The organism is Paenibacillus sp. alder61 (assembly GCF_020179875.1).
In the GTDB taxonomy this organism is placed as follows: Bacteria; Bacillota; Bacilli; order Paenibacillales; family Paenibacillaceae; genus Fontibacillus; species Fontibacillus faecis.
Genome location: NZ_JAIUDG010000015.1, coordinates 95,463 through 112,685, shown reverse-complemented (window position 1 = coordinate 112,685; position 17,223 = coordinate 95,463). Strand labels below are relative to the sequence as shown.

The following is a 17,223-nucleotide window of genomic DNA, read 5'->3' as shown; positions in this document are numbered from 1 at the left end:
CCGCCGATGGAGCGGCCTTTTGAATTGCAGCTATGCGATTTTATTATATAATGAGAAGGTCACATAATATTCAAAATTTCCCCGGCGGAAAAGGTACTCCTTTTAGCTATAATGTTCATAGGATGTTCACTTTTTCGTCAATGATTATGATAATCATCACAGAGGAGAGTTGTTTCATGGGGAAGGCTAGACGGCCTGTTCAAATCATTATATTGGTTTTCATCGTCATTCTCGGGGGATATGCCATCAGTTCGGCCGTATTCGGCGGGGGCACCGGCAAGCCGGAACCGGGAGACAAGCCTCCTGCCGTAAAGCTGCTTGGGCTGGACGGCAAGGTACATACGCTGGAGGAGTACAAAGGGCAAGCCGTGGTCCTCAACTTTTGGGCGACTTGGTGTACCTATTGTGTCAACGAAATGCCTGCCCTGCAAGCGCAGTGGGAGAAATGGCGCGATCAAGGGGTTGTTGTGCTCGGAATCAACACCGGGGAGGATGAGATGACCGTACGGAATTTTACTGAACAATTGGGCATCGATTTTCCGATCCTGCACGATTTCGAGAACGACGCGGTCCGCAATTACGGCGTAGTGCCGATGCCGACGACCTTTTTTGTGAACAAGAAGGGCAGGATCGCCTCTATCCGCGAAGGGGAGCTGGATTTGGAGACGCTGGACGACCAAATCAAGCAACTGGTTAATCCTTAACGACGATAGGGGGCGAAGTAGCCATGATAAAAAACACGAAGTGCGAGTGCGGTCATCAGAACCGGGTCGGAACCGTTCTCTGCGAGGCGTGCGGGAAACCATTGGAAGATAACGGCGATTCCACCGAGCTGCTCGAAATGAGATATGACGGGGCCGCCCGGCGATCGCAGCGGGCCAACCCGAATTGGATCGATAAAGTTTGGAATTTCTTCTCCTCGGTGAAAGTTGCGGTATATCTGATTATATTTACCTTGATCGGGGCCATATTCGGAACGATTTTCGAACAGGAGAGCAATTTCGTCAGTTTCGATCCCTCAACGTTTTATAAAGAAAAATACGGGACGATCGGGGACCTTTATTACAAGCTGGGCCTGTCCCATACGTATGAGTCCTGGTGGTTCGTCACGCTGCTCGTCATGATCGGGGCTTCCCTGGTCATTTGCAGTCTGGACCGGGTGTTGCCGCTTTACAAAGCGCTTTCAAAGCAGAAGATCAAAAAGCATATGCAGTTCCTTACGCGCCAAAAGGTGGTTTACCAGGGACCGGTTTCGGAGAACGGTGCAGCCTGGACGCAGCGGGCGATCGCGCCGTTGAAGAAAAAAGGGTACCGGGTGCATACGGACGGCGATGCGCTGCTGGCGGAGAAGCAGCGGTTCAGCCGCTGGGGGCCTTACGTCATTCATATCGGACTGATCGTCTTCCTGCTGGCCGTGCTGTTCCGCGGTCTTCCGGGACTGCATCTTGACAAGCATTACTGGTTCCCCGAAGGCGAGATTACCAAAATTCCCGATACGAATTTGTATCTTAAAAATGAGAAGTTTACGGTGGAATACTATACGGAAGAGGAAATGTCCAAGGAATTCCGGGAAACCGGTAAAGTCGTTCCCAAGCTGTTTGAGACTAAAGCGGTGCTTTACAAATGTACGGCGAATTGCGACGACCCTTCTAAAGAGCCGGTGCTCACGGAAGTCAAACGGCATGCCATTCGCGTGAATGATCCGCTGAATTACCAGGGCTTTAAAGCCTACCAGTTCGATTTCGATCTTACGCCGAAGCTTCGGTCCGTCAAACCCGTTCTGGTCGATGTAAAAACGGGGAAACAGTACGGCAAGTTCCAATTGGACATGACCGACCCGCAGTTGAAATACGAACTCGGGCCTTACACGCTTGAACTGAAGAACAAGTTTATGGACTTTTCCCTCAATGAAAAAGGGCAGCCGGTCTCCATATCGAACAATCCGAACGCCCCGGCTTTTTTGTTTCTGGTGAAAGGCCCCGATTTGCCGCAAGAAGGGGTCCAATATATTTATTTTCCTAAAGTCATAGACAAAGAGCGGTTTCAACAGGATGCCATTAACGAGAAGCTGGGCGGACTTCAGAACAAACTTGCGCTGGATGTCCTCGGGATGGAGGATGTCGATTTTATCGAGTCTTCCAGTTATCTGAACATTCGCGTCGACCGCGCGATGCCGTTCGTATGGTTGGGTCTCGGCATTGTGATGATCGGTCTGGTTATGGGATTTTACTGGCATCACCGCCGGATCTGGCTGCGCATCGATGACGGTGTACTGACGCTCGGGGCGCATACGTCGAAGAATTGGTTCGGCCTGCGCCGGGAAGTAGCCGCGTTCCTGAAAACGATGGACGTGGATGTGGATGAGAAGGACTTGGAAAACGGAGGGAATCGGTCATGAATTTTTTGGAGATCAGCAGGCTGGCGTTTGTAACTGCCTTTTATCTTTATTGTCTTTCTTTTATCTTTTACGTAATCGCGGTCACCGGAAAAACGTGGAAAAACCGGGATCCCAAGCAGCATGAACGCAAATGGGGGCGGATTTCGTTCGCGACCTCGTCGCTCGGACTTCTGGCCCACTTGATCTATTGCGGAACCCGCTGGGCCTACAGCGGCCATATTCCGGTCAGCAACATGTACGAATTCATGACCTTCTTGTCCATGATGATCATGATCGCTTTTACGGTTGTATTCCTCATCTACCGGAAAATATTGCTCGGCATGTTCGCGCTGCCGGTCGCGATCCTCGTGATGGCGTACGCGGCGGTGTTTCCGCAGGAAGTTCAGCCTTTGATCCCGTCGCTGAGGTCCATTTGGCTATACATTCACGTCACTTTGGCGGCGACGGGCGAATCGTTCTTCGCTGTCGGTTTCGCCGCGGGACTGATGTATTTGCTGCGCACCGTCGACTTTGGCAGCCATGACAAAAGTGCCCGCCGGCAAAAAAGATGGGTTGAATTTACGCTTTTTTCTATTATTATAGTAGTGGGCTTCATTGTCTCTGTATACTCGTTCCGGGCTGCCGGATACGAGGCGGTTTTCACTCAAAATACGACAAATATTGACAGCCAAGTAGAGGAAGATAGTACAATAGGTAAAGAAGTGTACAATTTGCCGCCTATCGTGGCTCCTCATAACAGCACGATTGAATCCGTCCAGCCTTTCCTGGGGATGGATCATGCCTTATTTGAAGCTCCGTCCTGGATGAAGGGCGTGAATGCGGGACGTAAATTTAACACGGTGTTGTGGTCGATATTATCAGGTATAGTGATTTATGCTCTGTTAAGGTTGATTTTGCGCCGGCCGCTCGGTCAGTTGCTGGCTCCTACGGTGAGAGGAATTGACCCGGACGATCTCGACGAGATCAGCTATCGGGCTATCGCGATCGGTTTCCCGATCTTCACGCTGGGGGCGCTGGTCTTTGCCATGATTTGGGCACAGCAGGCTTGGGGGCGGTTTTGGGGCTGGGACCCCAAGGAGGTTTGGGCTTTGATCACGTGGCTGTATTACAGCGCGTACCTGCACCTTCGGTTATCCCGCGGGTTTCAGGGCAAGAAGGCTTCTTGGCTTGCCGTTCTCGGGTTTCTTGTCGTTATGTTTACGCTGGTCGGCGTAAACCTTATTATTGCCGGTCTTCATTCCTATGCGGGAACGGACTGAACCGGCCTAACTTCGAAGTTAGGCCGTTAAGCTGAAATGTAAGATGATGAATAGGGGTTGTTGTCCATGTCAGATCAAGAAAATCGCATCCTGGTAGTCGACGATGAAGAGCGGATTCGCCGCTTGCTTAAGATGTATTTGGAAAAAGAAGGTTATGAAATCGATGAAGCCGAAGACGGCGAAACGGCGCTGAAAAAAGCGACGGCCAATGATTACGGCCTGATTCTTCTCGATGTCATGCTGCCGGGCATCGATGGCGTGGAGGTCTGCAATCGGCTGCGGCAGGTGAAATCCACGCCGGTTCTGATGCTGACGGCCAAGGGGGAGGAAATCAACCGCGTTCAAGGGTTTGAAGTCGGCGCCGACGATTACGTGGTAAAGCCGTTCAGCCCGCGCGAAGTGATTTACCGCGTCAAGGCGATTATGCGCCGCGCTTCGGCAACCGCCTATTTGACCAAGGAAAGCGGGACCAGCAACAACATCGTGTTTCCGCATCTGGTTATCGAGCACGACGCCCACCGGGTAACGGCCAGCGGCCACGAAGTCAGTCTCACGCCGAAGGAATATGAACTTTTGCATTATTTGGCGGTATCCCCGGATAAAGTGTTTTCCCGGGAGGAGCTGTTGAAGGATGTCTGGAATTACGAGTTCTTCGGCGACCTGCGCACGGTCGATACGCATGTCAAGCGTCTTCGTGAAAAGCTGAACAAGGTTTCTCCCGAATCCGCGGCTATGATTACGACGGTGTGGGGCGTGGGGTATAAATTGGAGGTCGCGAAATAAGTGCGCTTCTGGAGAACGCTCGTCGGTAAACTATGGATTACGATCATTTGTCTGGTTGCGTTTATCCTGCTCTCCATGGGCTTGTTTCTGCTCCCGTATATCGACACCAATTTCACGAACCCCGGAGCGGTCAAACAGCTGTTCGTCATCGTAGGGATGATCGGGTTCTCTCTGACTACGTTCTTTGCCTTGTTTCTGTTTACGAAAATAACCCAGCCGATGCAGCGGCTGATCCAGGCGGCCGATTCGGTCCGGAAAGGAAAGTACGATACCCGGTTGTCGCTGCGCACGAGCGATGAAATCGGCGTGCTCTCCAACACGTTCAATCATATGGCCGAGGAACTGGAAAGGACGATCCGCAGCTTGAACCACGAGAAGGAGCATCTCTCGAGCGTGCTTCGCAGCATGAATGACGCGGTGATCACACTGGACGGAAACGGCTATGTCATCCTGACCAATCCCCCCGGGGACCGCATGCTGCAGATGTGGGGGGATTTGCCGGAGGAGGAAGGCGATCCGGCAAAGGGAAGCCCTTCGTCCCCGTCCGATTCGGGGAACGCTTCCAAGGTGCCCCGACCGTTAATGGAGATGTTCCACCGGATTTTGGCGCAGGAAGGCGACCAGAGTATGAACATCCACGTCAAGAAGGGCGTGTGGTCCGTGCATATGGCGCCGCTGACCTCCGACGGAGAGATCCGCGGGGCCGTGGCGGTGCTGAGGGACGTCACCGAGGAGGTCCGGCTGGAGAAAATGCGGCGGGATTTCGTAGCCAACGTGTCCCATGAAATTCGCACGCCGTTGTCGATGATGCAGGGATACAGCGAGGCGCTGCTGGACGGGATGGCGACATCCCCCGAGGAGAGCGCCGAACTGGTGCAGGTCATCCATGACGAGTCGCTGCGGATGGGGAGGTTGGTCCGCGACCTGCTGGACCTGGCGCGCATGGAAGCCGGCCATACCGACATGCCGATGCGCGATGTGGATTTCCGGGAACTGGCCGAAAGGGTATACCGCAAATTTCTGGTACGGGCGAAGGACCATGAAATCGCCTTGCGGCTCGAACTGGGGGAGAGCGGCCTGCTCTTGGCTCATGCGAATGAAGATCGATTGGAGCAAGTGCTGACGAACCTGCTGGATAACGCGTTTCGGCATACGCCGGATGGCGGGGAAATCGTGATCGGCGCACATAGGGAGGCGCGGCGGGAAGGACCCGCGCTTCATGTCAGCGTAAGGGACAGCGGTGTAGGCATCCCGGCGGACGATTTACCCTTCGTCTTCGAGCGGTTTTATAAAGCCGATAAAGCTCGGGTGCGCGGCGAAAGTGGCGGAACGGGGCTTGGTCTGTCCATCGTGAAAAATATTGTGGACGCTCACGGCGGAACCATATATGCCGAAAGCGAGCTCGGCAAAGGTACGGTATTTCATCTGCTTCTTCCTGTCGAGAAACCGCAGGAAAGATAAAAATGTAAAAACACCCTTTAAGAAAAGGGTGTTTTTTTGTTGAACCCGGAAGATTAATCTTGTTCAACGTGAAACATATCGGATTGAATTTTTACGCGAAAGCGATTTGCTGCGCCTTATTGATCTCCGGCAATTTCGTCAATTCGCCGAGGACTTCCTTAGGCGTTTCCTTATCGACGGTGAGGACCATGATCGCTTCGCCGCCGACGATTTTGCGTCCGACCTGCATCGCGGCGATATTGACGTCGTTCTTGCCGAGCAGCGTGCCGACGCTGCCGATGATGCCGGGTTTGTCGTTATGCGAGATGAAGATCAGATGGCCTTCGGGAGCGATGTCCACCGGGAACTTGTCGATCTGTACGATCCGGGCGCCGTAACCGTTCAGCAACGTCCCGGCTACACGGCGTTCCGCCCCGTCCTGGGTTTTCAGGGAGACGCTGATCAGGTTCGTGAACCCTTTGGTGGCCGAAGCCTGGGATACGACGACGTTCACGTCGCGGACCTTGGCCAAATGCAGCGAGTTAACGGTGTTGACGTCGCTGCCGAAATGGCGGGACAGCACCCCTTTAATAATATAGCGGGTCAGCGGCTGAGTATCGACCTCGGCCAGGTCGCCGGCGTAATCCACATGAATTTCCTGAACCGCCTCATTGTTCAGTTGAGCGGCAAATGCGCCGAGTTTCTCGCCGAGTTCGAAGTACGGCTGCAGTTTATTCATGACGCTAGGAGCGACCGGCGGCATATTGACGGCGTTTTTGAACGGTTCGTTGCGCAGGATATGCAGCACCTGCTCCGAAACGTCGATGGCCACATTTTCCTGGGCTTCGACCGTGGAAGCGCCCAAATGCGGGGTCACGATAATTTTCGGGTTATGCAGGAACGGGTGATCCGCTTCGGGCGGTTCTTTCTCGAATACGTCAAAAGCGGCACCGGCCACGATTCCTTGATCGATCGCCTCGACAAGCGCCATCTCGTCAACCACGCCGCCGCGCGCACAGTTGATGATCCGCATGCCTTTCTTCATCACTTCAAATTGCGGACGCGAAATCATATGTTTCGTCTCCGGAGTGAGCGGGGTATGCACCGTAATGAAGTCGGCGTTCCGCACGATATCATCCACCGTCGCGAGCTTGATGCCGAGTTTCTCGGCGCGCTCCTCGGTCAAGAACGGATCATAGCCGAGAATATCCATACCGAACGCTTTGGCGCGTTTGGCGACCTCGCTGCCGATCCGGCCCATACCGAGCACGCCCAATGTTTTGTTGCGCAGCTCAACCCCGAGGAATTTACGGTCCCAAGTGCCTTGAATCGTCTTGGCGTAGGCTTGCGGGATATGGCGGGCGAGGGCCATCATCATCGCGAAAGCATGCTCGCAGGTCGTAATGGTGTTGCCGTCCGGCGCGTTGATAACGACAATCCCGCGCTTCGTGGCGGCCTCCAAGTTAATGTTGTCGACGCCCACACCGGCTCGTCCGATGACCTTCAGGTTCTTGCCGGCTTCCATAATCTTCTCGGTCACTTTCGTCTGGCTGCGAACGAGCAGAGCGTCGTACTCGGGAATGATTTGAACCAGCTCATCTTCGTTGAGTCCCGTCTTTTTGTCTACGACGACGTCGCTGGCGTCCATCAGCTGTTGGATTCCCATGTCACTGATCGGATCCGATACTAACACTTTAAACATGATTTCTTCCTCCTAAGTATTTGTTTATATAGGATTGCTGTTCGAAGAGAGATCATGCCTGACGGATCCCCTTCGAAAGCACTCGCAAACATGAACACTTTTCTCCACTACCGTTATAGTGCGTCAAAGAGCGGAGGTCGGCCAAATCCGCCATTTCAAGCCTACCCGAAAACAGATGATAAAAAAACTCCCGAACCGCATACTACTGCCGTAGTAAGGGACGAGAGTTGTTCGTGGTACCACCCTAATTCGCCGCGCCTTTACAGGTCACAGCCTCAGTGTCGAAATGACGGAATGATAACGGAGTTCATCCGACTGCGCCTACTGACTTGTCGCAAGAGGTTCAACGCAGTGACTCAGGATCGCTAAAGTTGTCTTTCCGCTACCGGTTTGCAGCACCACCGGCTCTCTGAGAGCTTTCGGACGACTTCTTTTCCTTCAACGTGTTTTGCAGATCTAATTTTTCATAATGTATCATGCTGCGTAAGAACGTGTCAATACTCTTTCGGAACCCGAGCAGTCGAAGGCTTGACGGCCTTGAATCGAGGTGGCATTTTAGTTATCATTTTAGGTATGTCGAAAACTCCCGACTGAAGGCGTATGCTCAGTTCTCCATAAAGAAAGGGAGCTCGGGCAGAAGCTCGGATTTATAATACGTCGCTCTCCACTTTTTGAATTCTTTGCTTTGAACGGCTTCCGTTTCTGTGAGGATTTTCACAATGGAAGACACAGAATTTAGTTTCAGGGCGGAAGCCTTGCCGCTAGCGATCATTTGGTCGATTTTAGCCGTCATATCCTGCGGATGATAAGTTACATACAATCTGCTGTTCTGCATGATGTCCGATACCGCCTTGTTTTTCTGAGCGAGCGGGTATGTTTTCCATTGCTTGATTGTCGTGTCGGCCTGGAACGAGTATTGATCCGGAATTTGCCGATCCGTTTTGGCGCTCCATTTCAAAATCGAAGCGTAGAACTTGGTTTGAGCTTTCAATCCGTAATCCATGGCGTTTTGCGTGAATTCGTCGCCGGACAATGCCTTGGCAAGCTCGGGACCGGCTTGGCCGCTCATGAAGGATACGTTTCGGGATATGCCTTCGTCAAACAGTTTCAGGCTCTTTAAAATGTCGTTCTGGGCCTGCTTCAGCAGAGGCGAAGATCCTGAAATCGGATTGGCCGAGATCAGGCCGTATTGGTTTTGCGCGGAATTCTGCGTCTCCTTTAAAATCTTGGCCGCCGCAAGTTTGGAATCCGCTCTTTGCAGGCGATCTTCCATGCTTATGTATTCTTCTTTAAATTGCTGATAGGGTTGATAAACGACATAATAGAAAGTGACCAGATCCTGCTGTCCGTAGGAAGCCTCGGTTTCCGATTCGAGGGCGGAGGCTTTATAATTTAAATACTTGGCCTCCGTCCGGGTAATCCCCATGCTCAGCCCGAGCATGAAAGTGCCGAACGCCGCAATTAGCGTAAACAGGAATCCGAAGGTAAACCAGACCTCAAAACGCGATGATTTCTTACTGTTCATAGAACGAACGCTCCTTATCCATATTTTAGTCCGTGAGTCTGTAAGACTAGGCCGGATGCATCTTCATACCATATTCTAAAGGACAGGGTCTGACATAAACTATGAAAAAATTCAAATTCGGCAACATAAAAATTCAAAAAGTGGATCCGGCTCAGATCGACGATCGACTGCTGCTGATCAACCTGTACTTTACTCAGGGACTTGCTTTATTTATCGGCTTAATCATCCTTTTTTTTCAGAAAAGAAACCCGCTTCCCATCTTAAATTTTCCAAATGATCCAAATTTCCTATATTGGGGCGCAGGCCTGGCGGCCGCCATGTTTCTAATCGATCTGGCGCTCTCCAAATTGATCATGGAGGAAGCGATGGATGACGGCGGGATTAACAACAAGCTGTTCAGGACCCGGCCGGTTTGGCACATCGTGCTGATCGCCCTGGTCGTAGCGGTGTGCGAGGAGCTGTTGTTTCGCGGCGCCATTCAGCACGGAATCGGGCCGTATTGGACCAGCGTGCTTTTCGCGGCCATCCATATCCGTTACTTGAGGCATTGGCTGCCGACGGGCTGGGTTTTTGCCAGCAGCTACGGTCTCGGCTATATCTATGTACAAACAGGGACCCTCTGGGCCCCGATCGTTTGCCATTTTCTCATCGACCTCATCTCTGGGTTAGTGATTAAATATCGGAGGGAACCATGAACGAACGTTTAAGTAGATCGGAACGTCATAAACGGAGTCGCAAAGGAAAAAGCGCGATAGCGGAAGGCGGTGCGCTGCCATCTCGGGCCATGCCGGCGGAGCTAACCGGAGGGGTTGCTCCCGGGAGAATTACCCGCACGGGCGGGGAGGAGTCCGCCGAGGTGGAGGTGAGCAAGCTTCCGACCCGTAGGGAGCTCTACCCCTCGCAGCGCGTCAAGTGGACAAAATGGTTTTTTAATACGCTTCTTTATGTTTTCGTCGCTATCCTGCTCGTCCTGCTATGGTGGGGCCTGAGCGATTCCCCATGGGGGGAGAAGTACGGTCTCTCCGGCGGGGTTGCATTTCCGCTGGGTTTTAGTTAAAATGATAAAAATTTCAAATCCGTACTATGCCGATGAAGAGCATCCAACTCGGAGGCGTATTCGCCAGGAGAGCGTGTTATCTCCAAGTTTACCGGACCGCCCGTTATCGCGGAACCAAGCGATTGCAGTGTTTGGCTTGCTGCAATAAGTTGGGTGGCACCGCGAGCAGAGCGCTCCTCGTCCCAAGGATGAGGGCGCTCTTTGTCTTTTTATCTCAAGGAAAAGAGGCGGTGTGGGTATGTTGGATGTAAGATGGATTCGCGAACACCGGGAAGCGGTCCAATTGGCGGCGGACGCCAAAAAAATCGGCGTCTCGGTCGCGGAGCTGCTGCTATGGGACGACCGGCGGCGAGAGCTGCTGAAGCAAGCGGAGGATTTGAGGCGGCGGAAAAACGAGAGCACGAAAATGATAGCGGAATCCTCTCGGTCGGGGGAGCGGCTGAATGAGAGCGTCGATCATTCGAAAATGCAGGTCAGGCGCTGGAATGAGGCGTTGAAGGAGACCGAAAAGGCGCTGGATAAGGCCCAGCGGGAATTCGACCGGCTGATGGGCCTCATCCCTAACGTGCCATCGCCCGACACGCCGCCGGGGGACAGCGATGCGGATAATGTGGAGCTCCGGAAACATGGGGCGCCGCCAAGTTTTGACTTTCAAACTCGCGACCATGTGGAGCTGGGTCTTATGCACGGCATGCTGGATATTCCACGCGGGGTCAAGGTTGGCGGCAGCCGGAGTTATTTTCTGCGAGGGCCTGGAGTGATGCTTCATCGGGCGGTTCAGCAGCTAGCTCTGGATCTGGTGATGGAGGCTGGGTTCCAGCCGGTGGAGGTCCCCATGCTTGTGAGAGGGGAGCAAATGTGGAACACGGGATTTTTTCCGCTGGGCGCAGACCAGGCCTATCAAATCCATGGGGAAGATTTATGGCTCGCAGGCACTTCGGAGGTTCCGCTTATTTCGTTTTTTCAAAATGAGATCGTGGATGTGAGCGAGCCGATCAAGCTGGCTGCGGTCTCGACTTGCTTCCGTAACGAAGTAGGGTCGGCGGGGCGGGATGTCCGCGGGTTGTATCGGGTTCACCAATTCTCAAAGGTGGAAATGGTCGTAGTGTGCCGACCGGATCCCGCCGTGTCGGAATCGCTTCACCAGGAAATTACCCGGCACGCGGAACGCTTGCTGGAGTTGCTGGAGCTTCCGTATCGGGTTATGGCGGTCTGTGCCGGGGACATGTCGCAGAAAACGTACAAGCAGTATGATATTGAAACCTGGATGCCCAGCCGTGGGGCATACGGCGAGACGCATTCGTCTTCGAATTTGCACGGCTTTCAAGCGCGCAGATCGAACATTCGCTGCCGGAACGAGGCGGGGAAGCTTGAATATTGCCACACCCTCAACAATACGGCCGTCGCGTCGCCGCGAATCCTGATTCCTTTACTCGAGAACCACCAGCGGGAGGACGGTTCGATCCACATCCCGCAGGCATTGCGCAAGTATATGGCCGGGATGGACATATTAAAGCCGAATTTATAAGCTTAAAAAAGGGGCCGACTGAAGGCATGCTTCAGTTCGGCCCCTTTTTTGGATATGTTCCTTTCTTTGGCTCAAAGTTTACTGACCGGCAACCGGCTTGTCTCCGATGCTGCGGGGATCCGCAAAACCGTAGCCCTTGGCCTCCAGCTTCGTCAGCAGTTCGTCGAGGGCTTCCACCGTCCACGGCAGTTCGTGCATAAGGATGTTGCTGCCGGGATGAAGCTGGTCAAGCACATTCTGGATGACCGCCTCCGGTTTGTTCTTGTTTTTGGAATCCCAGTCCAAGGAACCGTTTGACCAGGTCATATAGATCATGTCGTTCTCCTCGACAATTTGATGAAGCCGGTCGTTTCCGGAGCCGAACGGCGGCCGGAAAAAGCGCGGGCGCTCTCCGATCGTTTTCTCCACAATGTCCTGAACGTCCTCCACCTGTTTGCGGGCGCTTGCCGCCGATTCTTTCTTCAGATCGATATGATCCCAGCTGTGGTTCCCGATAATCTGCCCCCGCTCGTGAATCAGGGTTAGAAGCTCCGGATGCGCCTTGACACGATACCCGTTCACGAAAAAGATCGCCTTCGCCTGATGTTTGTCCAGCGTATCGATCAATCCCTCGATCATTTCCTTCTCCTTTGGACCGTCGTCGAAAGTCAGCAATACGACTTTTTTCTCGGTTCCGTCTTCATTCGGCTTCACATTGTAGGCCTTATCGATATGATAAAGCAATGGCGGGAGTTCCGTATCCTTCGTCGGTTCGGCGTTCGGCTTGTCCGAATCGCCGGCTTGCGCCGGGGTCTCTTCTTGCACCGTTTGACTGTCGCTCGTGTCGCCGGCGGATGGAGCGTTTGCCGGAACGGTTTGTGCCTGAGTCGTTTGCTCCGCTTGGGGAGGTTCGTCCTGTTTCTGGGCACACGAGCTTAACAACAGACACAAGGCTGCGATGAGCAGCGCTTTCTTGCTGATCAAGCGTATCAACTCGCTTTCCTGTATTTAAGCCGCATGAGTTTGTTGTAAAGCGCGAACACTACAACTGATTTTAACATATCTAAGGAGGTTGTTTAGGTGAAATCTTCCTCGTTTTTATTTGGCGTTATCCTAGGCGCCGTGGCGACGGGCTTGGCATCCCGGCGAAAAGGCGGTTGGATGTCCATGCTTAGCGAAGCGGGATCCATGATTAAACTGCCGGCGATCCAGGATGGGAACAACGATGACAAAACGTCGCATGCAGCCTCGAATTCAGTTTCGGGAAAAAATGGAGCCGACCCCACGGCCCAGGTGTATCCCAGTTCGGTTTCAAAGGCAGATGCGGGTCATTCGAAAGAATACAGTCTGAAGCAGATCACCGATTTCATTAAAGGGGACGCCGATGTCCGCCGCGAGGTCGAGGCGATCCTCAAAGAAACCCGTTCGGCCATTCCCGGCATCTAATTTCGGCACGCTTAAGAATCATTTTTCGCGTCCTTTGGAGGAATGCGGAAAATGATTCTTTTTTGATTATTTTATTACGTGCATTTAGAGAAAATTAATGATAACATACTTACAAAGAACCATTTCCAGCACATATTACAGCAGGTTTCATAATCTGTTATAACAAGGCATGGAGAGGAGGATCCTGTATGAGGATTGAAAGACTTGGTCAGGATAAAATACGGATTTTCCTCACGTTTGACGATCTGAGCGAACGCGGTATTCAGAAAGAGGATATGTGGCAGGAAATTCCGAAGGTCCACGATCTGTTCACGGAGATGATGGATCAGGCTTACAACGAAGTGGGCTTTGATGCTACGGGTCCTTTGGCGGTCGAAGTGTTCGCGCTTCCTGCTCAAGGTATGGTCGTCATCGTTACACGAGGCAAATACGATCACCATCATTTTGGAGCAAGTTCGCCTTATGAAGACGAACTGCCCGAGGAAGTGTACGAGATGGAAGTGACGCTGGAACAGAGCGATACGATTCTCTACTCTTTCGATGATTTTGAGGTGCTGATTGAAGCGGCTCACGTTCTCCGGCCTATGCTAGACGACGCCGGGAGACTGTATAAATATAACGGGAAATGGGTTCTGAGGCTGGAACCTGACGAGCTTGACGAGACGAAAGTGCCGGCATTGATTGCCGTTCTCGCCGAATTTGGCGAGGCTACCTCCGTAACATCGGCCATGCTGGACGAATACGGAGACGTGATCATGGCGGAGAACGCGATCGGCGTCATCTGCAGCCATTTTAAACGTCAGGATTGAAGATAGCTGTTTCTTGCGTGAACGAGTCACGGGAGAGAAGACGGTCATTGAGGAAGGTAAGGGGGGATACCGTTGCTCTTTTTCTCGATTGCCACAGCAGCGGTTGCTCCCGGTATTGCTCTCTTGACCTATTTTTATTTGAAGGACAAGTATGATGCCGAACCACTGCATATGGTTATTAAAGTGTTTCTGCTCGGTTTTCTGATCGTTCTGCCGGTAATGATCGTGCAGCGCGGCATCGCGATTTGGTTGGGGGAAGGTCCGCTTATTTCGGCCTTCGGTATTTCCGCCGGGGTGGAGGAAACCCTAAAGTGGTTTGTTCTTTTCCATATGATCTACAATCACACCGAATTTGACGAGCCCTATGACGGCATTTTATATGCGGCCGCGATATCCTTGGGTTTTGCCACCGTGGAGAACGTCATTTATGCGTTCGCCAGCCACGCTTCGATCGGCACGTTGATCGTGCGGGCGCTGCTTCCGGTGTCAGGGCATGCGATGTTCGGCGTGATGATGGGATATTACATGGGAAGGGCGAAATTCTCCACCGGGCGGAAGAGCACCAAGTTCTTGATTTATTCCTTGTTGCTCCCGCTTTTGTGGCACGGGGTCTACGACTGGATCCTGGACAATGTGACGCATTATTGGATTTGGTACATCGTCCCTCTGATGGCTTTTTTATGGTACGGAGGGATCGGCAAAATGTACCGCGCCAACAACCGGTCTCCTTTCCGTCTCACGGAAGCCAGGGGACAAGATTAAGATGAATTCAAAGAGGGCATCCTTTATTTTGGAAGCGCGGCTGATGGCCGGTATTCTGAAAGGGGTGCTTTTTTTGTGCGCGTAAAAGTGAAAATTTTATGCAAGAACTGCGGGGAAAGGTTTATTCTCCGCGGGAAGAAAGAGAAGGGACAGATTGATACGGGTTTTAAGCAGTGTGTCTGCGACAACCGCCACGCTTTTGAAATCGAGGAGGAGCACCTCTAGGCGTGAGCAGGATGAACGGTTCTTCTCTTCTGAAGTTATGAATGCATAAACCTCCCAGCTTCTAGTCAAACTACCCTCAGACAGTTGAAGAAGGGAGTCCGATTACCGATGTATAAACGATTGAGTGCTATACTTTTTCCGGTTGCCACGATACTATTGATCGGCGCCCTGGTTTGGGGCTATCAGGAGAACCAGGAAAAAAACGCGATTTTGATCAAGGCGGAAAACCAGTACCAACGGGCGTTTCATGATTTGTCCTTCCATGTGGACAAACTCCACAGGGAGCTCGGGAATACGTTGGCGGTACATACCGCATCCACAGGTTCGCACCGGAAAGGCCTGGTTAACGTATGGCGGATTACGAGCGAAGCCCAGAATGAAATCAATCAACTGCCGCTGACGCTGCTGCCGTTTAACAAAACCGAGGAGTTCCTGTCGCGCATTTCCAAGTTTTCTTATCAGACGGCAATTCGGGATTTAACGAAGCAGCCTTTGACCGACGGCGAGCTTAAAAACCTGAAGGAACTTTATAAAAGTTCCGCTGAGATCTCCAAGAATCTTCAGGAAGTTCAGAACAAGGTTATCAGCAACCGTCTGCGCTGGATGGACGTGGAGACGGCCTTGGCGAGCCAAAGGGAACCTAATGACAACACCATCATCGACGGTTTCAAAACCGTTGACAAGAAGGTGGGCGAATATCCCGAGTTGGATTGGGGTCCATCCGTCTCAAGCATGTACAATAAACGGTCGGTCAAGAAATTGGGGGGAGCCCCGGTGACCGAGCAGAAGATCAAAACGGAAGCCGCCCGCTTTACGGGCACGCCGGATGCGAATTCGTTTAAAGTAGTCGAAAACGGCCGCGGCACCGAGTGGGCTTCGTTTACGGCGCAGCGGCAAGGCAATCAGGGGGAAAGGGTCACCCTGGACTATACCCGAAACGGAGGTTACCTGATTTCCTACGTGCATGACCGAAATATCGGGCCTAAAGCGGTCGGTACCGGCAAAGCCAGAGCGTCCGCGGAAAAATTTCTGCAGGAAAAGGGATATCCGGATCTTACTCCCGTTTCCTATGACGAGTATGACAACATTGGCACCTTTACTTTTGTATCCAAGCAGGATGGCGTGTTGCTGTACCCCGAGAAGTTAACCGTAAGGGTGGGTCTGGATAACGGCCAAGTGACGGGCTTGCAGGCCAGCGATTACGTGTACGAACGGGAAAATCGGGAGCAAGTGCCCAAACCGAAGCTGACGCTGCAGCAAGCGCGGAAATTCCTGAACTCGGAATTTAAGGAGAAATACCATCGTCTGGCCCTGATCGAGAACGACATGTCGGAAAAGGTGCTTACCTACGAATTCGGGGGATCGATCAACGGCTCGGATTATAAGATTTTCATCAATGCGGAAACGGGGACCGAAGAAACCGTTGAAGAAATTCGCAGCCGCGGACAGGGAACCCGTTCATAAGTGAATAACGGTTTAAAGAAGGAGGCCCGGCATCGGGTTCTCCTTTATTGTTTTTTGGGAATAGTCTCAATAAAGGGTTTCTTGTAATTCGCCGGTACAAAACTCTCCTCCATCGACCCGGCTCATGATATAATCGTTTAAGTGACGAAAAGCAGCAAGATGAATAAAGGGGTCGGTGGAAACGTTGTTGCCAAAAGTAAATGATTTGATTTATATCCAGGTCGCCTCTGCGGATAAAAAGGAAGATGACAAGGAATGCAAATCCCGAATCGCGGACCTCGGGGATGAGTTTTACTTGATCGAGGTGCCGATCGAAGTCGGCAGCGGAAGAATAAGAAGGCTATTTGCGGGAGACGAGCTGTCCGTCTATTTTTTAACCGAAGACGGTGTGAAAAATTATTTTAATACATATGTCCTCGGCTACGCGGACGATGTCGTTCAATTGGTCCGGATTCGCAAACCGGAACCGGAGGCGATCACCAAAATTCAACGCCGGCATTATTTGCGGGTCGTTGCCGAGCTGGAAATCGCGGTTCGGGTGCAGGACAACACCCGCTTTGTGGCGCTGACCGAAGATGTTGGCGGCGGTGGGGTTTCGATGATTTGCGACGGTAAGTACAGATTAAAAGAAGGCGACCCTTTATATTGTTGGCTGCTGTTGCCTTATAAGAACGGGAGCATTGAACACGCTCCGTTTGAAGCCGAAGTCGTGCGGACCAAGAAACTGGAAACGGGGAAAGACCTCGTGATGTTGAAATTTGTCAGCATTTCCGATATGGAGCGGCAGAAGATTATCCGCTACTGCTTTGAGCGGCAATTTGATTTCCGAAACCGCTAATTATCGGT

Annotated in this window: 16 protein-coding genes and 1 other annotated feature; of the genes, 13 read left to right on the top strand and 3 right to left on the bottom strand. The window is 52.2% G+C overall.

The features are described 5' to 3' along the window. Positions 1-176: 176 nt before the first annotated feature. From LBW89_RS17105 to LBW89_RS17085, 5 genes are all read left to right on the top strand, one after another. On the top strand, positions 177-704 hold the full coding sequence (locus tag LBW89_RS17105) for a peroxiredoxin family protein (protein WP_148451870.1): 528 nt from the start codon (positions 177-179) through the stop codon (positions 702-704). 23 nt (positions 705-727) lie between these two features. Beyond that, a complete protein-coding gene (locus tag LBW89_RS17100; protein ID WP_148451871.1) occupies positions 728-2,398 on the top strand; it encodes a cytochrome c biogenesis protein ResB in 1,671 nt (556 codons plus the stop codon). After that, positions 2,395-3,657: a cytochrome c biogenesis protein CcsA gene (ccsA, locus tag LBW89_RS17095; RefSeq protein WP_225039624.1), complete on the top strand. Its 1,263-nt coding sequence runs from the start codon at positions 2,395-2,397 to the stop codon at positions 3,655-3,657. Before LBW89_RS17100 ends, ccsA begins: the two co-directional genes overlap by 4 nt. A gap of 66 nt (positions 3,658-3,723) precedes the next feature. Further along, on the top strand, positions 3,724-4,440 hold the full coding sequence (locus LBW89_RS17090) for a response regulator transcription factor (protein WP_148451873.1): 717 nt from the start codon (positions 3,724-3,726) through the stop codon (positions 4,438-4,440). Then, complete coding sequence (locus LBW89_RS17085; RefSeq protein ID WP_213504613.1) at positions 4,441-5,901, top strand: ATP-binding protein; 1,461 nt, start codon at positions 4,441-4,443, stop codon at positions 5,899-5,901. Positions 5,902-5,992: 91 nt separating this feature from the next. Here LBW89_RS17085 and serA read toward each other — a convergent pair whose 3' ends face one another. Continuing rightward, positions 5,993-7,582, bottom strand: coding sequence for a phosphoglycerate dehydrogenase (gene serA / locus LBW89_RS17080; RefSeq protein WP_148451875.1), 1,590 nt, complete (start codon positions 7,580-7,582; stop codon positions 5,993-5,995). A gap of 213 nt (positions 7,583-7,795) precedes the next feature. Then, positions 7,796-8,033: a binding site (T-box leader), on the bottom strand. A gap of 153 nt (positions 8,034-8,186) precedes the next feature. Then, a complete protein-coding gene (locus LBW89_RS17075) occupies positions 8,187-9,107 on the bottom strand; it encodes a hypothetical protein (protein ID WP_148451876.1) in 921 nt (306 codons plus the stop codon). A 101-nt stretch (positions 9,108-9,208) separates the two neighbouring features. On the opposite strand from LBW89_RS17075, the gene LBW89_RS17070 reads away from it, so the two are divergent. From LBW89_RS17070 to serS, 3 genes are all read left to right on the top strand, one after another. Further along, positions 9,209-9,802, top strand: coding sequence for a CPBP family intramembrane glutamic endopeptidase (locus LBW89_RS17070; RefSeq protein WP_225039622.1), 594 nt, complete (start codon positions 9,209-9,211; stop codon positions 9,800-9,802). After that, positions 9,799-10,164 carry a hypothetical protein gene (locus LBW89_RS17065; RefSeq protein ID WP_148451878.1) on the top strand — a complete coding sequence of 122 codons (366 nt, stop codon included), beginning with the start codon at positions 9,799-9,801 and terminating at the stop codon, positions 10,162-10,164. The genes LBW89_RS17070 and LBW89_RS17065 overlap by 4 nt, the downstream gene beginning before the upstream one ends. Before the next feature lie 238 nt (positions 10,165-10,402). Beyond that, a complete protein-coding gene (gene serS / locus LBW89_RS17060) occupies positions 10,403-11,692 on the top strand; it encodes a serine--tRNA ligase (protein ID WP_148451879.1) in 1,290 nt (429 codons plus the stop codon). Positions 11,693-11,770: 78 nt separating this feature from the next. Here the strand turns inward: serS and LBW89_RS17055 are convergent, their stop codons facing one another. Next, on the bottom strand, positions 11,771-12,655 hold the full coding sequence (locus tag LBW89_RS17055) for a polysaccharide deacetylase family protein (protein WP_148451880.1): 885 nt from the start codon (positions 12,653-12,655) through the stop codon (positions 11,771-11,773). Between the two features lie 96 nt (positions 12,656-12,751). On the opposite strand from LBW89_RS17055, the gene LBW89_RS17050 reads away from it, so the two are divergent. The 5 genes from LBW89_RS17050 (at position 12,752) to LBW89_RS17030 (ending at position 17,215) form a co-directional block, all read left to right on the top strand. Then, positions 12,752-13,117, top strand: a complete 366-nt coding sequence (locus tag LBW89_RS17050) for a hypothetical protein (RefSeq protein ID WP_148451881.1) — start codon at positions 12,752-12,754, stop codon at positions 13,115-13,117. 188 nt (positions 13,118-13,305) lie between these two features. Next, positions 13,306-13,926: a genetic competence negative regulator gene (locus LBW89_RS17045; protein WP_148451882.1), complete on the top strand. Its 621-nt coding sequence runs from the start codon at positions 13,306-13,308 to the stop codon at positions 13,924-13,926. A gap of 72 nt (positions 13,927-13,998) precedes the next feature. Continuing rightward, positions 13,999-14,688, top strand: a complete 690-nt coding sequence (gene prsW, locus LBW89_RS17040) for a glutamic-type intramembrane protease PrsW (protein ID WP_148451883.1) — start codon at positions 13,999-14,001, stop codon at positions 14,686-14,688. Between the two features lie 333 nt (positions 14,689-15,021). Further along, complete coding sequence (gene ypeB / locus LBW89_RS17035) at positions 15,022-16,377, top strand: germination protein YpeB (protein WP_148451884.1); 1,356 nt, start codon at positions 15,022-15,024, stop codon at positions 16,375-16,377. 184 nt (positions 16,378-16,561) lie between these two features. Continuing rightward, positions 16,562-17,215, top strand: a complete 654-nt coding sequence (locus LBW89_RS17030; protein ID WP_211373283.1) for a flagellar brake protein — start codon at positions 16,562-16,564, stop codon at positions 17,213-17,215. Positions 17,216-17,223 lie beyond the last annotated feature (8 nt).